The 17,725-nt window shown below is 72.9% G+C and carries 18 protein-coding genes; 9 read left to right on the forward strand and 9 right to left on the reverse strand.

The genetic code is table 11. The features are described 5' to 3' along the window. Window positions 1-156 precede the first annotated feature (156 nt). The 3 genes from ACLQ2V_RS11540 to ACLQ2V_RS11550 all read left to right on the forward strand — a co-directional run bounded on the left by ACLQ2V_RS11540 (window position 157) and on the right by ACLQ2V_RS11550 (window position 2,871). Window positions 157-1,008 carry an ABC transporter permease gene (locus tag ACLQ2V_RS11540; RefSeq protein ID WP_425718421.1) on the forward strand — a complete coding sequence of 284 codons (852 nt, stop codon included), beginning with the start codon at window positions 157-159 and terminating at the stop codon, window positions 1,006-1,008. Window positions 1,009-1,075: 67 nt separating this feature from the next. Next, window positions 1,076-1,891, forward strand: a complete 816-nt coding sequence (locus ACLQ2V_RS11545; RefSeq protein WP_425718821.1) for an ABC transporter permease — start codon at window positions 1,076-1,078, stop codon at window positions 1,889-1,891. Continuing rightward, window positions 1,888-2,871, forward strand: coding sequence for an ABC transporter ATP-binding protein (locus tag ACLQ2V_RS11550; protein WP_425718422.1), 984 nt, complete (start codon window positions 1,888-1,890; stop codon window positions 2,869-2,871). Before ACLQ2V_RS11545 ends, ACLQ2V_RS11550 begins: the two co-directional genes overlap by 4 nt. 200 nt (window positions 2,872-3,071) lie before the next feature. On the opposite strand, the gene ACLQ2V_RS11555 is transcribed toward ACLQ2V_RS11550, so the two are convergent. From ACLQ2V_RS11555 to nadA, 3 genes are all read right to left on the reverse strand, one after another. After that, window positions 3,072-3,680: a DUF3043 domain-containing protein gene (locus ACLQ2V_RS11555; RefSeq protein ID WP_425718423.1), complete on the reverse strand. Its 609-nt coding sequence runs from the start codon at window positions 3,678-3,680 to the stop codon at window positions 3,072-3,074. A 125-nt stretch (window positions 3,681-3,805) separates the two neighbouring features. Further along, a complete protein-coding gene (murA, locus tag ACLQ2V_RS11560) occupies window positions 3,806-5,161 on the reverse strand; it encodes a UDP-N-acetylglucosamine 1-carboxyvinyltransferase (RefSeq protein WP_425718424.1) in 1,356 nt (451 codons plus the stop codon). Window positions 5,162-5,375: 214 nt separating this feature from the next. Continuing rightward, window positions 5,376-6,572: a quinolinate synthase NadA gene (gene nadA / locus ACLQ2V_RS11565; protein ID WP_425718425.1), complete on the reverse strand. Its 1,197-nt coding sequence runs from the start codon at window positions 6,570-6,572 to the stop codon at window positions 5,376-5,378. 94 nt (window positions 6,573-6,666) lie between these two features. Here nadA and ACLQ2V_RS11570 point away from each other — a divergent pair, with 94 nt between their 5' ends. From ACLQ2V_RS11570 to ACLQ2V_RS11585, 4 genes are all read left to right on the forward strand, one after another. Next, window positions 6,667-7,803 (forward strand): glycerate kinase, encoded by a 1,137-nt coding sequence (locus ACLQ2V_RS11570; protein WP_425718426.1) that lies wholly within the window; start codon window positions 6,667-6,669, stop codon window positions 7,801-7,803. A gap of 158 nt (window positions 7,804-7,961) precedes the next feature. Next, complete coding sequence (gene erpA, locus ACLQ2V_RS11575) at window positions 7,962-8,348, forward strand: iron-sulfur cluster insertion protein ErpA (protein WP_425718427.1); 387 nt, start codon at window positions 7,962-7,964, stop codon at window positions 8,346-8,348. Window positions 8,349-8,535: 187 nt separating this feature from the next. Beyond that, complete coding sequence (locus tag ACLQ2V_RS11580; protein ID WP_425718428.1) at window positions 8,536-9,513, forward strand: carbohydrate kinase family protein; 978 nt, start codon at window positions 8,536-8,538, stop codon at window positions 9,511-9,513. Window positions 9,514-9,918: 405 nt separating this feature from the next. Then, a complete protein-coding gene (locus tag ACLQ2V_RS11585; protein WP_425718429.1) occupies window positions 9,919-10,818 on the forward strand; it encodes an aminoglycoside phosphotransferase family protein in 900 nt (299 codons plus the stop codon). Window positions 10,819-10,828: 10 nt separating this feature from the next. Here ACLQ2V_RS11585 and ACLQ2V_RS11590 read toward each other — a convergent pair whose 3' ends face one another. From ACLQ2V_RS11590 to ACLQ2V_RS11600, 3 genes are all read right to left on the reverse strand, one after another. Further along, window positions 10,829-12,178: an AMP-binding protein gene (locus tag ACLQ2V_RS11590; RefSeq protein WP_425718430.1), complete on the reverse strand. Its 1,350-nt coding sequence runs from the start codon at window positions 12,176-12,178 to the stop codon at window positions 10,829-10,831. A gap of 203 nt (window positions 12,179-12,381) precedes the next feature. Then, window positions 12,382-12,627, reverse strand: coding sequence for a sulfurtransferase TusA family protein (locus ACLQ2V_RS11595; protein WP_425718431.1), 246 nt, complete (start codon window positions 12,625-12,627; stop codon window positions 12,382-12,384). Beyond that, the gene (locus ACLQ2V_RS11600; protein ID WP_425718432.1) at window positions 12,624-13,775 is read right to left on the reverse strand and encodes a cysteine desulfurase family protein; all 1,152 of its coding nucleotides are present in this window, start codon (window positions 13,773-13,775) and stop codon (window positions 12,624-12,626) included. Before ACLQ2V_RS11600 ends, ACLQ2V_RS11595 begins: the two co-directional genes overlap by 4 nt. 169 nt (window positions 13,776-13,944) lie before the next feature. On the opposite strand from ACLQ2V_RS11600, the gene coxB reads away from it, so the two are divergent. Continuing rightward, window positions 13,945-14,913, forward strand: a complete 969-nt coding sequence (gene coxB / locus ACLQ2V_RS11605; protein ID WP_425718433.1) for a cytochrome c oxidase subunit II — start codon at window positions 13,945-13,947, stop codon at window positions 14,911-14,913. A gap of 10 nt (window positions 14,914-14,923) precedes the next feature. Next, window positions 14,924-15,349: a cytochrome c oxidase subunit 4 gene (locus tag ACLQ2V_RS11610; RefSeq protein WP_425718434.1), complete on the forward strand. Its 426-nt coding sequence runs from the start codon at window positions 14,924-14,926 to the stop codon at window positions 15,347-15,349. A gap of 208 nt (window positions 15,350-15,557) precedes the next feature. Here the strand turns inward: ACLQ2V_RS11610 and ACLQ2V_RS11615 are convergent, their stop codons facing one another. The 3 genes from ACLQ2V_RS11615 to ACLQ2V_RS11625 form a co-directional block, all read right to left on the reverse strand. Beyond that, on the reverse strand, window positions 15,558-15,761 hold the full coding sequence (locus ACLQ2V_RS11615; RefSeq protein ID WP_425718435.1) for a hypothetical protein: 204 nt from the start codon (window positions 15,759-15,761) through the stop codon (window positions 15,558-15,560). A gap of 331 nt (window positions 15,762-16,092) precedes the next feature. After that, window positions 16,093-17,139: an anthranilate phosphoribosyltransferase gene (gene trpD / locus ACLQ2V_RS11620; RefSeq protein ID WP_425718436.1), complete on the reverse strand. Its 1,047-nt coding sequence runs from the start codon at window positions 17,137-17,139 to the stop codon at window positions 16,093-16,095. Window positions 17,140-17,256: 117 nt separating this feature from the next. Next, complete coding sequence (locus ACLQ2V_RS11625; protein ID WP_425718437.1) at window positions 17,257-17,652, reverse strand: hypothetical protein; 396 nt, start codon at window positions 17,650-17,652, stop codon at window positions 17,257-17,259. Between the last annotated feature and the right edge of the window lie 73 nt (window positions 17,653-17,725).

Consider the following 17,725-nt stretch of genomic DNA (forward strand, 5'->3'; position numbering starts at 1 on the left):
GGCCCCGGCGCCGCCCGCGTGGCGAACCCGGGTGCCCGGGTCGCTTCGCTGGCTCACGGCGATGTCACCTCGTCGGAAATTGGTGCGCTGGGCGTCTCGCCCGCCGGTAGAGTCGCCCGGTCCGGCACGGCGTGGCTGCGGAAGGAGGGTAACGGCGTGGGCTCTGTCACCGCCAGTGTGCCACCGCCCACCCGGTCATACGTTAGCCCATGGTTTCGGACATTCGCGGCCATAGCGGGATCGGGATTCCGACGATACGCCACGTACCGGCAGGCCGCGTTGGCCGGTGCGTTCACCAACACGGTCTTCGGCTTCCTGCGCTGCTACCTGCTGCTGGCGGTGGCCGGCGCGGCCGGCGACGTCGCCGGGTACGACCGGGAACAGCTTGCCACCTTCGTCTGGGCGGGGCAGGGCCTGCTGGCGGTGATCCTCTTCTGGGGCTGGAACGACCTGGCCGACCGGATCCGCACCGGCGAGATCGCCAGCGACCTGCTGCGCCCGGTGCACCCGGTGACCAGTTACCTCGCCACCGACCTGGGCCGGGCGGGCTGGGCCGGGGTGTCCCGGCTGCTGCCGCCGGTCCTGGTGGGCCCGCTCTTCTTCCCCGTCCACCTGCCCGCCCGCTGGCCGACCGTGCCGCTGTTCGCGCTCTCCGTGCTGCTGGCCGTGGTGCTCTCCTTCGGCTGCCGTTTCCTGATCAACGCCACCGCCTACTGGCTGGAGGACGTGCGGGGGCCGCAGGTCCTCTGGGCGCTGGTCTCGGGCGCGCTCGCCGGGCTCTACTTCCCGCTGCCCTTCCTGCCCGACGGGCTGCACCTGGCGCTGCGGCTGGCCACCCCGTTCCCCGGCCTGCTGCAGATCCCGCTCGACGTGCTGGTGGAGCGGGAGTCGACGGCCACCGCAGCCGGACTGGTCGCGGTGCAGGCGGCGTGGACGGTGACGATGGTCGCGCTGTGCCGGCTGGTGCAGCGCCGGGCCGAGCGCCGGCTGGTGGTGCAGGGTGGCTGAGCGCCGGCGGGTGGCGCAGGGTGGCGGCGCTCAGCCGGTCGTGCTGCCCCGGCAGCGGCCGCCGGGCGTGCCCCGGCGGGCGCCTGGCCGGGTGGCCGCGTACCGGGCGCTGCTGGGGGCGCAGGCCCGGTCCCAGGCCGCGTACCGGACGTCGTTCCTGGTGGACCTGGCCGGCAACGTGGGGGCCACCGTCCTGGACGTGGTGACCGTGCTGGTGATCTTCCAGGTCACCCGGGAGTTGGGCGGGTTCGCCTTCGCCGAGACGCTGCTGATGGTGGGCCTGTCGGCCTGCGCGTTCGCCACCGCCGACCTGCTGGTGGGCAACATCGAGCGGCTGTCCCGGTACGTGCGCACCGGCCTGCTCGACGCGGTGCTGGTCCGCCCGCTCGGGGCGCTGCCGCAGTTGCTGCTCATGGACCTGCCGCTGCGCAAGGTGTCCCGGGCGGTCTTCGGGCTGGCCGTGCTGGTGGTGGCGGCCGCGCGGGCGGGCATCGACTGGACCCCGGGCCGGGTGGCGCTGGTGGTCCTCGCCCCGGCCGCCGGGGTGGTCTTCTTCGGCTCGCTCTTCGTGGCCACCGCCACCGTCGCGTTCTGGTGGACCGAGTCGGGGGAGCTGGCGAACTCGGTCACCTACGGCGGGCGAGACTTCACCTCGTACCCGGTCACGGTCTTCGGCGGCTGGTTCCGCGCGGTCTTCGCGTACGGGCTGGGGTTCGCCTTCGTCAGCTACCAGCCGGCGCTGGCGCTGCTGGGCCGCGCCGACCCGCTGGGCCTGCCGGCCTGGGCCGGCTGGGCCTCGCCGGCGGTCGCGCTGGTCGCCGCCGCGCTCGCCGCCGCCGCCTGGCGCGTCGGCATCCGCCACTACCGGAGTACGGGGTCATGAGCGTCATCGAGGCACGGCACCTGCGCAAGGAGTTCACCGTCCGGGTGCGGGCGGGGCGGCTGCGCCGCGTCAAACGCACCGTCGCCGCCGTCGACGGGGTCGACCTGCGGGTCGAGCGGGGGGAGATGCTCGGCTACATCGGCCCGAACGGGGCCGGCAAGTCCACCACCCTGAAGATGCTCACCGGCGTGCTCACCCCCACCTCCGGCGAGGTGACCGTCTGCGGCCTGCGGCCGGTGCCCGAGCGCACCCGGCTGGCGCTGCGCCTCGGGGTGGTCTTCGGCCAACGCTCCCAGCTCTGGTGGGACCTGCCGCTGCGGGACTCGTTCGACCTGCTGCGCCACGTCTACCGGGTGCCGGCCGCCGAGCACGCCGCCCGGCTGCGCCGCTGCCGCAGCCTGCTGGACCTGGACGGCTTCCTGGACACCCCGGTCCGGCAGCTCTCGCTGGGCCAGCGGATGCGCGGCGAGTTGACCGCCGCCCTGCTGCACGGCCCGCAGGTGCTCTTCCTGGACGAGCCGACCATCGGCCTGGACCTGGTGAGCAAGCAGGCGGTCCGGGGCTTCCTGGGGGAGCTGGGCCGGTCCGGCGACACCACCCTGGTGCTGACGACGCACGACCTGGCCGACATCGAGCGGCTCTGTCAGCGCCTCGTGGTGATCGACCACGGCCGGGTGGTGCACGACGGGTCGATCGCCGCCCTGCACGACCGGTACGCATCCCGCCGCCTCGTCGTCGCCGACCTGGACACCGCCCTGCCGCACCCGCCGCGGTTGCCGGGTGCCCCGCTGCGCCGGGTGGAGGCCGACGGGCACCGGCTGGTCTTCGCGTTGGAGTCGGCCGGCGTCGGCGAGGTGGTGACGGCCCTGGCGGGGCTGGCCGTGCTGCGGGACGTCTCGATCGTCGAACCGGACATCGAGGAGGTCGTCGCCCGCCTCTACGCAGACCGCGAAGAACCCCCGCTCGCCACCCCCACCTGACACCCCACCCCACCCCACCCCGCCCTGCCCCCCACCCTGCCCCGCCCCACCCCACTTCGTCGATCATGGAGTCGTGGTGCCGGCTTTGTTCGTTACGGGGCTTTTGCGGGGCACCACAAGTCCAAGATCGACGAAGCGGGGCGGGCGGGAGGGGGGGAGGGAGGTGGGGTGGGGTGGGGTGTCAGGTGGGGTGGGGTGGGTCAGATTGGGTCGCCGAGGTTGACGCGGGGGGCCGGGGCGCGCATTCGGCGGAAGGTGATGGCCCGCATGATCGCGTAGAGGTAGAGCGAGCCGAGCTTCTGGTCGGTCTTCGGGAAGCGCTCCCGGATCAGCTTCTTGATCTTGCGGCTGATCAGGATGGAGTCGATCACCACGCCGAGGGCGAGCGCGCCCCAGAGGATGTTGGAGATCAACCGGACGATCGGCGGCATCGCCTGGTTGGAGCCGAGCAGCACGATCAACGCCCCGCCGAAGAACCAGGTGCCCACGGTGCGGCGGGAGTCGACCACGTTGCGGGCCAGCAGCCGCTCCGGGCCACGGTCGCGGGGGCCGCCCTCGCGGCGGAACTCGGCCGACGACTCGGCGCGCAGCTGCCGCCGCCGCTCGCGCGCCTCTTCCTTGCTCAGCGGCTTGGTCGGGCCGGCCGGCCGGCGAGCGGCGACGGGCCGTTTCGGCGTCTGGACCCCCAGCTCCTTCTTGCTCGGGGTGTAACCCCGGCGGGCAGCGGCGGCGGACGCCTCGTCGGGCGTCACCGAGGTGACGGCCTTGTCGACGAGGTCGGTGGACTTGCGGCGAAACAGCGACGGCACGCGGAAAGGGTAGCCAAAGGCGAGCGCCCGGTGCACATCGCGGTGCACCGGGCGCGCAACGACAGTGACGAACCCGACGGACGGGCCCGGCCGTGGGCCGGTCACGGCCGCTCGGCGTGGGCGCGTTACGGCCGCTCGGCGTGGGCGCCGAGGTCGGCCAGCTTGGCCTCGAAGTCCTCGTAGCCCCGGTTGATCAGGTCGACGCCGTACACCCGGGAGGTGCCCTCGGCGGCGAGCGCGGCGATCAGGTGGCTGAACCCGGCCCGCAGGTCCGGGATGACCAGGTCGGCCGCATGCAGCTTGCTCGGGCCGGCGATCACCGCGGAGTGCTTGAAGTTGCGCCGGCCGAAGCGGCACGGGGTCCCGCCGAGGCAGTCCCGGTAGACCTGGATGTTGGCGCCCATCGTGTTGAGGGCCTGGGTGTAGCCCAGCCGCTGCTCGTAGACCGTCTCGTGGACGATCGACAGGCCCCGGGCCTGGGTCAGCGCCACGACCAGCGGCTGCTGCCAGTCGGTCATGAAGCCGGGGTGCACGTCGGTCTCCAACGCCACCGCGTTCAGCTCGCCGCCCGGGTGCCAGAACCGGATGCCGCCCTCCTGGCCCGCGTCGCCCAGCTTCGGCGGCCGGGCGTCGGTCACCTCGTACTCGCCGCCGACCGAGCGGAAGATGTTCAGGAAGGTCATCATGTCGGCCTGCTGCGCGCCGAGCACCTCGACGTGCCCCCGGGTGGCCAGCGCCGCCGCCGCCCAGCTCGCCGCCTCGATGCGGTCCGGGATCGGCCGGTGGGTGTAGCCGTGCAGCTTCGGCACGCCCTGGATCTCGATCACCCGGTCGGTGTGCACCTTGATGATCGCGCCCATCTTCTGCAGGATGCAGATCAGGTCGATGATCTCCGGCTCCACCGCCGCGTTGCGCAGCTCGGTGACGCCCTCGGCCATCACCGCGGTCAGCAGCACCTGCTCGGTGGCCCCGACGCTCGGATACGGCAGGGCGAACTTCGTGCCGTGCAGCCCGTTCGGGGCGGACAGGTGCAGCCCCTCCGGGGTCTTGTCGACCGTCGCGCCGAACTCGCGCAGCGCCTGCAGGTGGAAGTCGATCGGGCGCGGCCCGATGTGGCAGCCGCCCAGGTCGGGGATGAAGGCGTGCCCCAACCGGTGCAGCAGCGGCCCACAGAACAGGATCGGGATGCGGCTGGAGCCGGCGTGCACGTTGATCTGGTCGGTGCTGGCGCTCTCGACGTTCGCCGGGTCGAAGACCAGCTCACCGGCCTCCGCGCCGTCGGTGACCTTGACCCCGTGCAGGTCGAGCAGGCCCCGGACGACCTCGACGTCGCGGATCCGCGGCACGTCGAACAGCCGGCTGGGGCTGTCGCCCAGCAGGGCGGCGACCATCGCCTTGGACACCAGGTTCTTCGCGCCGCGCACGCGGATCCGCCCTTCCAGCGGAGTGCCTCCGTGTACGACCAGGACGTCGTCGGTCAACGCAACCTCCAGCGCGTCGGTGCTGCAATGTTGATGCTTCAGGAAAGCGGTATGGGTGATACCCGCGGTGCGACCGGTAACAAACGGCCCCACGGGCGTCGTCGCCTCGGCAGCATAGCCCTCGGTGACGACAATGGATGCGGTCACATCACCCCGGAGGGCATGAATCGGTGCGGGACGTACGCAATTGCACCGAGTCGGTGACCCAGGGTGATCAGGTCGTGGGTGCCGTGGCGCCGACGCCGGGCAGGGCCAGCATCTGGTCCAGGGCCACCCGGGCGTGGTGCGCGGTGTCCGGGTCCACGGTGATCTGGTTGACCACCCGACCGGCCACCAGCTCCTCCAGCGCCCAGACCAGGTGCGGCAGGTCGATGCGGTTCATCGTCGAGCAGTAGCAGACCGCCCGGTCCAGGAACATGACCTGCTTGTCCGGGTGGGCCAGCGCCAGCCGGCGCACCAGGTTCAGCTCGGTGCCGACCGCCCACGCCGAGCCGGCCGGGGCCGCCTCGATCGCCTTGATGATGTATTCGGTGGAGCCCACGAAGTCGGCCGCGGTGACGACCTCGTGCCGGCACTCCGGGTGCACCAGCACGTTGACCCCCGGCACCCGCGCCCGCACGTCGTCGACGCTGTCGAGGGTGAACCGGCCGTGTACGGAGCAGTGCCCGCGCCACAGGATCATCTTCGCGTCGCGGAGCTGCTCGGCGGTGAGCCCGCCGCCCGGCTTGTGCGGGTCGTAGAGCACGCAGTCGTCGAGCGAGAAGCCCATCTCCAGCACGGCGGTGTTGCGCCCCAGGTGCTGGTCGGGCAGGAAGAACACCTTCGACCCCTGCTGGAACGCCCAGTCCAGCGCCTGCTTGGCGTTGGACGAGGTGCAGACCACCCCGCCGTTGCGGCCGACGAAACCCTTGATGTCCGCCGAGGAGTTCATGTATGTCACCGGGACGGTCTGCGCGGCGACGCCCAGCTCGGTCAGCACGTCCCAGGCGGTCTCGACCTGCGACAGCACCGCCATGTCGGCCATTGAGCAGCCGGCGGCCAGGTCGGGCAGGACCACCTTCTGGTCGGCGGTGGTGAGGATGTCGGCGCTCTCGGCCATGAAGTGCACGCCGCAGAAGACGATGTACTCCGCGTCGGGCCGGGCCGCCGCCTCGCGGGCCAGCTTGAACGAGTCGCCGGTCACGTCGGCGAACTGGATCACCTCGTCGCGCTGGTAGTGGTGACCCAGCACGAAGACCCGGTCGCCCAGCGCGGCCTTCGCCGCTGCGGCCCGCGCCACCAGGTCGGGATCGCTGGGGGCCGGCAGGTCGCCGGGACACTCCACCCCCGGCTCGGTGGCGGGATCACTGCCCCGGCCCAGCAGCAGCAGGGCCGTCGCGGTGCTGGAGGGTTCAGCCCAGGTCGAAGTCACGCCCCTGATGGTCGCACAGCCTCCGCAAGGACCGGCCGGAGCCGGTGTGGCCTGCCACACTCCCTCGCGTCGATGCGCCTGCCACACTGCTCGGATGCGCGTGCTGCTCTGTCCCGACAAGTTCGCCGGCACCCTGCCGGCCCAGGAGGTCGCCGCCGCGGTGGCCCAGGGGTGGCGGGAGGTGGCCGAGGGCGACGACCTGCTGATCCGCCCGCTCGCCGACGGCGGTCCCGGCTTCGTCGCCGTCCTCGCCGGGGCGCTGGGCGGGCGGCGGGTGCCGGTGCCCACCGTCGACCCGCTCGGCCGGCCGACCACCGGTGAGATCCTGCTCACCGACGACGGCACGGCCTACCTGGAGAGCGCCCAGGCCTGCGGCCTGCACCTGCTCACCGCCGCCGAGCGTGACCCCAGGGCGACCACCTCGTACGGGCTCGGCGCGCTGGTCACCGCCGCCGTGGAGCACGGCGCCCGGACGGTGGTGATCGGGCTCGGCGGCTCCGCCACCAACGACGGCGGCGCGGGGCTGCTCGCCGCGCTCGGCGTCACCGCGCTCGACGAGGCCGGCCGGGCCCTGCCGTACGGCGGGGCGGCGCTGGCCGGGATCGCCGGGCTGGACGGGGCGCCCCGGCTGCGCGACGTCACCCTCGTCGCCGCCACCGACGTGGACAGCCCGCTGCTGGGGCTGCGCGGGGCCAGCAACGTCTACGGCCCGCAGAAGGGCGCCGACCGGGCCGACGTGCTGCTGCTCGACGCCGCGCTGGAGCGCTTCGCGGGCGTACTCGAACGGGACCTGCCCGGCTGCCCGGCCGGCCTGGGCGCGCTGCCCGGCGGCGGCGCGGCCGGCGGCCTCGGCGCGGCGATCCTCGCCCTCGGCGGGCGCTGCGCCTCCGGCATCGGCCTGGTCACCGAGGCCATCGGGCTGCCCGCCGCGCTGGACGCCGCCGACCTGGTGATCACCGGCGAGGGCTCCTTCGACCACCAGTCGCTGCGCGGCAAGGTGGTCGCCGGGGTGGCCGGGGCCGCCCGGGACCGGGGGGTGCCCTGCGTGGTGCTGGCGGGGCAGGTGAGCACCGGCCGGCGCGAGGCCGCCTCGGCCGGGGTGACCGACGCGTACAGCCTGGTGGAGCACTTCGGCGGCGAGGAGCGCGGCGGGCTCGACGCGGCGCTGACCCGGCCGGCGGAGGGCCTGCGGCAACTCGGCGCCCGGCTGGCCCGGCAGTGGAGCCGCTGAGCGGTCGCTGAGCGCGGGAGCTGGGGCGCGGATCACGTCGGACGGGTGGGTTGCGCCGGGACGGCGTAGCATCGGAACCGCGACCACATCGGGAATCACTGGACGACGGACAACGTTGGCCAGTGCGTCCAGACCCAACCGCGCAGGGAGATTTCCACGTGACCACGCCAGCGCAGACCGAGTCGACCGAGGCTCAGGCCCCCGCCGAGGCTCAGGCCCCTACTTCCGTCGTCCTCACCGACGTCGCGGCGCAGAAGGTCAAGGCCCTGATCGAGCAGGAGGGCCGCGACGACCTGCGGCTCAGGGTGGCGGTGCAGCCCGGCGGCTGCTCCGGCCTGCGATACCAGCTCTTCTTCGACGAGCGTTCCCTCGACGGTGACGTCGTCACCGACTACGACGGCGTCGAGGTCGTCGTCGACCGGATGAGCGCCCCCTACCTCACCGGCGCCACGATCGACTTCGCCGACCGGATCGACGCCCAGGGCTTCACCATCGACAACCCGAACGCGGGCAGCTCCTGCGCCTGCGGCGACTCGTTCAGCTGAGTCGACGCCCGCTGCGCGCGGAAGCGACGCCCGTTCGGCCGATGCGGCGGGGCCGCCCCCAACCCGGGGGCGGCCCCGCCGTCGTCGTGAGGACTGGGGGGACCCCTCGATCTTCGTCCGACCGTGATCGCGTCTCGGGCGGCCCGGTAGGCTGACCCGCGCCGTGCTTCCGACCGCGAGGGTTGACATGAAGATCGCCGTTACCGGCTCGATCGCGACCGACCACCTGATGAGCTTCCCCGGCCGGTTCGCCGACCAGCTCATCGCCGACCAGCTCGACAAGGTGTCGTTGTCCTTCCTCGTCGACGACCTGGTGCTGCGCCGGGGCGGGGTGGCCGCCAACATCGCCTTCGGGATGGGGCAGCTCGGCCTGCGCCCGATCCTGCTCGGCGCGGTCGGCGCGGACTTCGCCGACTACCGCTCCTGGCTGGAGCGCCACGGCGTCGACTGCGAGTCGGTGCACGTCAGCGAGGTGGCGCACACCGCCCGCTTCGTCTGCACCACCGACACCGACATGTGCCAGATCGCCTCCTTCTACGCCGGGGCGATGAGCGAGGCCCGCAACATCGAGCTGGCCCCCGTCGCGCAGCGGCTCGGCGGCCTGGACCTGGTCCTGGTCGGCGCCAACGACCCGGCGGCGATGCTGCGCCACTCCGCCGAGTGCCGCGACCGGGGGTACGCCTTCGTCGCCGACCCCTCCCAGCAGCTCGCCCGGATGGACGGCGGGGACGTGGTGGGGCTGATCGACGGCGCCGACTACCTGATGACCAACGAGTACGAGAAGTCGCTGCTGCAGAGCAAGGCCGGCCTCACCGACGCCCAGTTGCTGGACCGGGTCAAGGTGCGGGTGACCACGCTGGGCAGCAACGGGGTGGAGATCGCCGGCCGGGACTTCGACACCCTGCACGTGCCGATCGCCCGGGAGACCCAGGCGGTCGACCCGACCGGCGTCGGGGACGGCTTCCGGGCCGGCTTCTTCGCCGCGCTCTCCTGGGGGCTGGGCCTGGAGCGGGCCGCCCAAATCGGCTCCCTGCTGGCCACCCTGGTCCTGGAGACCGTCGGCACCCAGGAGTACGACGTGCGTCCGGACCTCTTCGTCAAGCGCCTCGCCGAGTCGTACGGCGACGCCGCCGCCGCCGACGTCCGCCCGCACCTGCTGCCCTGATCCGCGCCGACGCTCGCCCCGCCGCCGGCTCCGCCCGGCGGGGCGAGCCCGACCCGGCCCGAGTGAGCGTCCGGGAACTTCGGTTACCAGTTGCCGGTGCGGGCGAGTCGGCGTGACATGGCCATGATCATGGCGATGTGGATCATGGCTTCGTGGTGGTCGGGTTGGTCTCGTAGTCGCGTACGCAGCGGCGATGCTTGCTGATCCAGGCGAAGGTTCTCTCTACCACCCATGGCCGTGCCACGAGGATGCCTGGAATCTGCAACGTCCTCTCGCCGGGTACCGAAGCACGACCGACCACGCTGCCTGCGGCCCAGCTCTCGGGGCGACGCCTCTTGACGGCCTCCCGCACACTGTCACACCTCGTGCCGCCTCAGGAATTCCCAAGAAAGGGACATCCCACACATGTTCGATGATTTGGTAATCGACGCGAACGTCGATCTGGTACGCCGCCTGCTGCACGCGCAGCTGCCTCAGTGGGCGGAACTGCCGCTCACCCGGGTAAGGTCGGCAGGCGTCAACAACACCATCTACCGGCTAGGCGAGCAGTTCAGCGTCAGGTTGCCCCAGATGAAGTGGTCTGCCGACAACATCCGCAAGGAGCACCGATGGCTGCCGGAATTCGTGGGGCACCTGCCGTTGCGCATCCCGACTCTGGCCGGCATCGGCCGGCCCGGTGACGACTTTCCCTGGCACTGGTCGGTCTACGGCTGGTTGGACGGCACCGAGGCCGTCCGCAACCCGGCGTCCGACGAGCACGCCACCGCGCGCGGCCTGGCGGAGTTCATCCACCGGTTGCAGCAGATCCCAACGGCCGACGGGCCTCGGTCCGGGTCGCACAGCGGAGAGCGGGGCCTGCCGCTGTCGGGCCAGGACCCGGTGGTCCGGCAAGCTCTGAAGAAAATCACGGGGTTCGACACCACAGCTGCCACCGCCGCCTGGGAGGCTGCCATCAGGGTGCCCGCGTGGCGGGAGTCGCCGGTATGGATACACGGTGACCTGAACCCGGGGAATCTCCTGGTGCACGACGGCGCACTGAGCGCAGTCATCGACTGGGAGATGCTCAGCGTCGGCGATCCCGCGCTCGACCTGTCGGGCGCGTGGATGGTGTTGTCATCCGCCGGCCGTGAGACCTTCCGCAAGTCACTGCCGGTCGATGACGACACCTGGGCGCGGGGGCGGGGCTGGGCGCTGTGCATCGGAGTGATCGGCGCCGCGTACTACCACGACATCAACCCGGTGCTGGCGGGCTTCAGCCGCCGCGCCGCGCAGGACGCCGTCGCCGACTTCGTGCGCACCGGTTGACGACAAGCGATCACGCCAGGTGAAGCAGCGCACCCAATTCACGATGCAGCGTCGGGCCGGCACCTCGGATGCTGCTGCCCAGCGGTGCGCGGTCAGCACCGGGTCGGAGACGTACTCGGTCGCAAGCACCCGCGCGTACGTGCTGGACGAGCAGCTCCGTCCCGTGCCGCCCGGAGCCGCCGGTGATCTGTGGGTGGGCGGCGACCGGTCGACCGATGTCGACCACCTCCGGCCGCTCGAAACGCCGAAAGGTGCTCCACACGGTCGCCTCGGTGGGCCCGTACTCGTTGACGACGCCGACGGCTGGGCTGACCTCGAAATGCCGGCTCAGGAGAGCGTCGGGCAACACCTCGCCTGCCAGGATCACCAGGCGCAGCGGGCGCAGCCGGTCGGCGTCCCGGCGCTGCGCCGAGGTCAGCAGCCCGGCATAGAGAGAGGGGACGGCCAGTGTCGTGGTCGCCTTCTCCGACGCGATCACATCGAGCGCGCGGTCGGGGTCGCGGATCTGTTCGGTACTGGCGATCACCAGCCGGCCGCCGCCGGTCAGCGTGCCCCACACCCCGGCGACCGAGGAGTCGAACGACAGCGGCGACAGAAGCAGAAACGTCTCGTAGAAGCCGTACACCTGGTGGCGCGCGGCGGTGGATGCCGCCAGCGCGGCGTGCGGAACGACGACTCCCTTCGGCTCGCCGGACGTCCCTGAGGTGTAAATGACGTACGCGGTCCCGTCCAGGTCTGCCGGCTCCGCAGGCGGTGCCGGCGGGCCACCGGGCGCGTCCCCGACGGCCAGCACCGTCACCTCCAGTTGATCGGCCCAGGCGGCGTCGCCGATGACGACCTGAGGGCGGGCGTCGGCGATCATCGATGACAGCCTGGCTACCGGATAGTGGGGGTTGAGCGGCACGTAGCCGGCGCCGGTCTTCAGCACCGCGAGCGCCGCGACGATCATGTCCGCGCACGGCTCCATCAGGATCGCCGCCACCGTGCCCCGGCCCACCCCTGCCGCGACCAGCGTCGCGGCGAACGTGTCAGCACGCTGGTTCAGCTCGCCGTAGCTGAGCGTCATGCCCGCGTAGGTGAGCGCGGGACGGCCCGGCTCCTCGGTGGCCAGCGCGGCGACGATCTCGTGCACCGGCCGCAGGCCCGTGGCCAGCGCCGGGCCACGTCCGGCGGCGAGGAGCTGCTCGCGCTCAGCCGCGGAGACCATGTCGAGTTCACCTACGGTGCCCGCCGCCTGCGGCAGCTGAGCCAGCACGGCCGCGATGTGCCTGGTCAACTGCTCGATTCCGGCTCGGTCGTAGCGTGCCTGCGTATACGTGGCGATCAACTCGGCCGTCTCGCCGCAGTCGCGCAGGACCATGGTGAGGTCGTCGCTTCCCCGACGCCGGGAGCGCGCTGAGCCTCTTCGCCCGCAGGGGCCGGCGCCTGCGCCTAATCTGGGTCGACGAGCAGCCCTCAGCTGCGCTGCGTTGATCATGAAGTTATTGCCGACAATTCGGGCATGAATCAACAACAACTTCATGATCACCGGGGTGGCGGTGGGGTGGGGTGGGGTGGGGTTGGTTAGTGGGTGCGGCGCACGTCGTAGGCGGGGCCCTCGGGGTGGGCGGCGACGAACTCCTGGCCGCGCATCCGGCACCAGGCCGGGATGTCGACCGCCGCCGCCGGGTCGTCGGCGAGCACCCGCAGCACCGCGCCGACCGGCAGCGCCGGCAGCCGGCGGGCCAGCCCGATCACCGGCAGCGGGCAGCGCTGCCCCCGACAGTCCAGCACCTCGTCCGGCCCGCTGGCCTCCGTCGGGTCGGTCACAGCCCCACCACCCCCGCCTCGGCGCGCAGCCCCGCGACGATCCCGGGCAGCTCGGCGAGGAACCGCTCCACGTCCGCCTCGGTGCTCTCCCGGTGCAGCGACACCCGCACGTTGCCGTGCGAGAGCACCCCCATCGCCTCCAGCACGTGCGACGGGCGCAACGTCGACGACGTGCACGACGAGCCCGAGGAGACCGCGAACCCCCGGCGGTCCAGCGCGTGCAGCAGCGCCTCCCCGTCCACGTACAGGCAGGAGAAGGTGACCAGGTGGGGGAGCCGGTCGACCGGGTCGCCGACGACCTCCACGTCCGGCACCTCGGCCGCCACCCGGGCCCGGATCCGCGCCACCAGCGGCGTCAGCCGGGCCGCCTCGGCCGCCGCGTCGGCCGCCGCCGCGCGCAGGCTCGCCGCCGCCGCCACCACCGCCGGCAGGTTCACCACCCCCGGCGTACGCCCCGACTCCCGCTCGTCGGCCGGCCACGGCGACTCCCACCGGGTGCCCTTGCGCACCACCAGCAGCCCGACGCCGGGCGGCCCGCCCCACTTGTGTGCGCTGGCGCTGAGCACCGCCCAGCCGCCCGGCACCGGGACCCGGCCGACGAGCTGCGCCGCGTCGACGTACAGCGGCACCCCGGCGGCGGCGCACGCGGCGGCGGCCACGGCCACCGGCTGCACGGTGCCCACCTCGTGACTGGCCCCGATCAGGGCGGCCAGCGCCACCCCGGGCGCCCGCACCGCCGCCGCCCAGGCTGCCGGGTCGAGCCGGCCGACCCGGTCCACCGGCACCGCCGTCGCCGTCCCGCCCGCCGCGACGTGCCGCTCCGCGGCGTGCAGCACCGCCGAGTGCTCGATCGCCGAGTGCACCAGCGTCGCGCCCACCCGCCGCCGCCCGACCAGGCCGCCGAGGACGGCCGAGTGCGCTGCCGTCGTACCGCTGGGGGTGAAGGAGAGCTCGTCGGCGCGGACGCCGAGGGTGGCCGCGGCGGCCTCGCGGGCGGCGTCGAGCAGTTGCCGGGCGCGGCGGGCCTGGGTGTAGAGCCGGGCGGGGTCCGCCCAGCCGTCGTCGAGGGCCGCCAGCAGGGCCTGTCGGGCGACCGGGTGCAGCGGCGCGGCCGTCGCCGCGTCCAGGTAGACCGGGGATGCGCTCACGGCCCCGACGCTATCGCGCCGGTATGCCCAAGATCCCCCCGAAGGGGGCGGGAAGCGACCCCACCCCGGCCAGGTCCGTCGCGGTCAAGTAATCTGCGACCGTCGGTGACGCCTTTGCCGCTGGTACGCAGACAACAACCACCGCGGCGCGCTAGGGAGGCAGGACCAGGTGGTCGCAAGGAGTTCGGAAGTACGGCCGACGGCCGTACGGCACGGCGCTTCTCCGGAAGTCGGCCGGAGCCGACGGCGTGGCGCTGGTCGGCTGGCCGGGCTCGGCCTCGGCGGCGTGGCGCTGCTGGTCACGCTCACGGGATGCGACGTCGGCAAGACGTTCGGCGGGTTCGGGTGGCCGCAGGGCGGCATCACGCCCGAGGCGCACCGGATGTACGACCTGTGGATCGCCTCGTGCATCGCGGCGCTCGCGGTCGGCGTCTTCGTCTGGGGCCTGATCTTCTGGTGCGTGGTGCGCTACCGGAAGCGCGGCAACGAGCTGCCGGTGCAGACCCGCTACAACATGCCGATGGAGTTCCTCTACACGATCGCCCCGATCCTGATCGTGTCGGTGCTCTTCTACTACACGGCGATCGTGCAGACCGGCGTGGACAAGACGACGAAGAACCCGGACATCACCGTCGAGGTCGTCGCCTTCAAGTGGAACTGGCAGTTCAACTACCGCGACGGCCAGGGCACCGAGGCCAACACCGTGGCGTCGGTGCTCGGCACCAGCGAGGTCATCCCGATCCTGGTCCTGCCCACCGGCAGGTCCGTGCGGTTCGAGGAGACCAGCCGGGATGTCATCCACTCCTTCTGGGTGCCGGAGCTGCTGTTCAAGCGGGACGTCATGCCGGGCAACATCCGCAACGTCTTCGAGGTCTCCAGCCTCGACGCCGAAGGCGCGTACGTCGGCCGCTGCGCCGAGCTCTGCGGCAGCTACCACGCCTTCATGAACTTCGAGCTGCGGGTCGTCTCGCCGGAGCAGTACGACCAGTTCCTGGCGGCCAAGCGGGACGGCAGGTCGACGCAGGAGGCGCTCACCGCGATCGGCGAGGACCCGTACGCCACGACCACCATGCCGTTCAAGACGCGGCGCAACACGGCGAACTTCAACCCCGACGACGTCCCCGTCGTGGGCAACTGAGGGAGCGGGCATGAAGACCGAGTGGCGCATCTTCCTTGTCATCGCCGGGTTCCTCTTCGGCGCGACGGCCCTCTACGGCGGCTGGACGTACGGTGAGGGCGGCCGGGTCGAGTGGGTCGGCACCGTGGCGCTCCTGCTGTCGTTCCTGCTCTGCTCGATGTGCGGCGGCTTCTTCTGGTTCGTCTCCCGCCGCATCGACCTGCGCCCGGAGGACCGGCCGGACGGCGAGATCGCCGACGGCGCGGGCGAGATCGGCTTCTTCAGCCCGGGCAGCTACTGGCCGTTCGGGCTGGCGCTGGCAGCCGCGATCGCCGGCCTGGGCCTGGTGTTCTGGCAGTTCTGGCTGGTGGGTCTGGGACTGGTCTCGGTCGTCTTCGCCGCCTGCGGCCTGCTCTTCGAGTACTACACCGGCACCCGGCGCACCGCCGAGCACTGACGCACCGACGCTTCACCGGGCCCCGCCCCGGTTGACCGGACGACCCGCAAGCCCGTGCCCCCTCACCGGGGCGCGGGCTTGCGTCGCGTCGGCCCCGGCGCGGTCGTGGTGCCGCCGGCAGCCCCGGGTCGTAGCTGCACCGCCGCGCACCCCACCGTCAGGGGTGAGTCAGACCAGTCCCGGTGATCCCACCCCTACATCCTCACGGTCAGGCGGCCTGGCGGCGGGGTGCGCGGTGGGTGCGACCGGCGAGCCGGGTGGCGGGAAAGCTGAACGTGGCGATCAGCATGGCCGTGCCGCAGCCGATGCAGACCAGCTCAGGGCAGTCGGCGTCGTGGCCGTCGACACAGGGCGGAGCCTCGAACAGTTGCACGCTCTCGCAGGTGTCGCAGTAGATCTCGCGGTCCGACACGGTCGTCTCCTCTCGTTGCCGGACGCCGTCGTGGTCGCGCAGTGCCGCCGGAGCGGAGCACCGCGCCCCACGGGACGTCTGCCGGCGGGCGGGCCGGCGGCCCGCCAGCGGGCGGAGCAGCCCCGGAACGGGGAGAGGCTCGGCCGCTGCGGACGTCGGAAAATCACTCCCGTGTAGTTTCCCACGGAGCTCCGACACGTTCGCCGCAGGCCGCGCTCCCCGCTCCGCCGGCAGACCCGCAGCTACGACCGGCCCGGCCAGGACGGGACCGCTCACGCCGGCCGCCCACCCCGGCATTGCACAAGCGGGAGCGGGGGAGCGGGGAGGGTGGTCAGGCGGACTGGGCGACCTCGACCCAGCGGTCGAGGGCGGCAGCCGCGGCACCGGAGTCGATCGATTCGGCGGCCCGGGTCATCCCGCCGCGCAGGGCCTCGACGAGGTCCCCGTCGAGCGGGCCCTGGGTGGCCAGCGCGGCGGCGGCGTTGACGAGCACGGCGTCGCGCACCGGGCCGGTCTCGCCGGCCAGCAGCCGCCGGGCCACGTCGGCGTTGAACGGGGCGTCACCGCCGCGCAGGTCACTGAGGGTGGAGCGGGGCACCCCCAGGTCGGTGGAGTCGAGCAGGGCCTCCCGGACGGTGCCGCCCTGCGCCGCCCAGACCCGGGTGGGGGCGGCGGTGGTGAACTCGTCCAGGCCGTCCTCGCCGCGCAGCACCAGCACCGAGTCGCCCCGGGCGGCGAACACGGCCGCCATCACCGGGGCCATCCGCAGGTCGAAGCAGCCGACGGCGCCGGCCCGGGGGCGGGCCGGGTTGGTCAGTGGGCCGAGGAAGTTGAAGAACGTGGGCACGCCCAGGGCGCGGCGGGTGGGGCCGGTGTGCCGCATCCCCGGGTGGAACCGGCCGGCGAAGCAGAACCCGATGCCGGCCTCGGTGACGCACCTGGCCACCGCCTCGGGGGCCAGGTCCAGCGGGATGCCCAGGAACTCCAGCAGGTCGGCGGTGCCGCAGAGCGACGAGGCGGCACGGTTGCCGTGCTTGACCACCCGCACCCCGGCGCCGGCCACCACGAGGGCCGCCATCGTCGAGATGTTCACCGTGTGGGCGAGGTCACCGCCGGTGCCGACCACGTCGAGCGCGGACGCCCGCAGCTCCTCGGGCAGCTCCACGGCGACCGCCTCGCCGAGCATCGCCTCCACCAGCCCGGCCACCTCGGCCGGGGTCTCGCCCTTGGCCCGCAGCGCGACGGCGAAGCCGGCGATCTGCGCCGGGGCGGCCGAGCCGGCCATGATCTCGCCCATCGCCCAGCCGGTCTCCGCGGCGGAGAGTTCCTCGCCGCGCAGCAGCGCGGAGATCAGGTGCGGCCAGGTCCGTTCGCCCATGACGGGCCTCCCGAGCGGCGTGAGGTGCGGGGACGGGGGATGTGACCGGTGGCGAAGGTCGGCACCGGAGCGCATCGGCTCGGCGGGGTTGCCGCTGCCCCGAGGCGGGCGGGCGGCTCAGGCGGGGGCGTGGGCGCGCAGCAGCTCGGCGACGGTGGCCCCGGCGATCACCGGGTCGAGCGGGTGCACCAGGGTCGCGTCGACCTCGGCGTACGCGGCCAGCCAGCGGTCGGCCGCGCGGGCGATGACCACGCAGGTGGGGGGCGCGTCGTCCCGGTCGTCCTTGATCTGCCGGGCGATGCCGATGCCGCCACCGGGGCTCGCCTCGCCGTCGAGCAGCATCAGGTCGATCTCGTACTCGTCGACCAGCCGGATGCACTCGGCGTAGACGGAGGCGTCGACGAACTCGACCCGCAGCCCGGGTGCGGGCCGGGTGCCGACGGCCAGCCGCATCCGGTCACGGACCTGCGGGTCGTCGCTGTAGAGCAGGACGGTGCAAAGACGATCGCTCATCGCTGGCTGGCTCCCACCTCGTAGCTGCCCGAGCATCGTACCCGCCGTCGCCGGGACGTCGGCCGCCCGCCCG

The organism is Micromonospora sp. DT233 (genome assembly GCF_049841815.1).
GTDB lineage: Bacteria > Actinomycetota > Actinomycetes > Mycobacteriales > Micromonosporaceae > Micromonospora.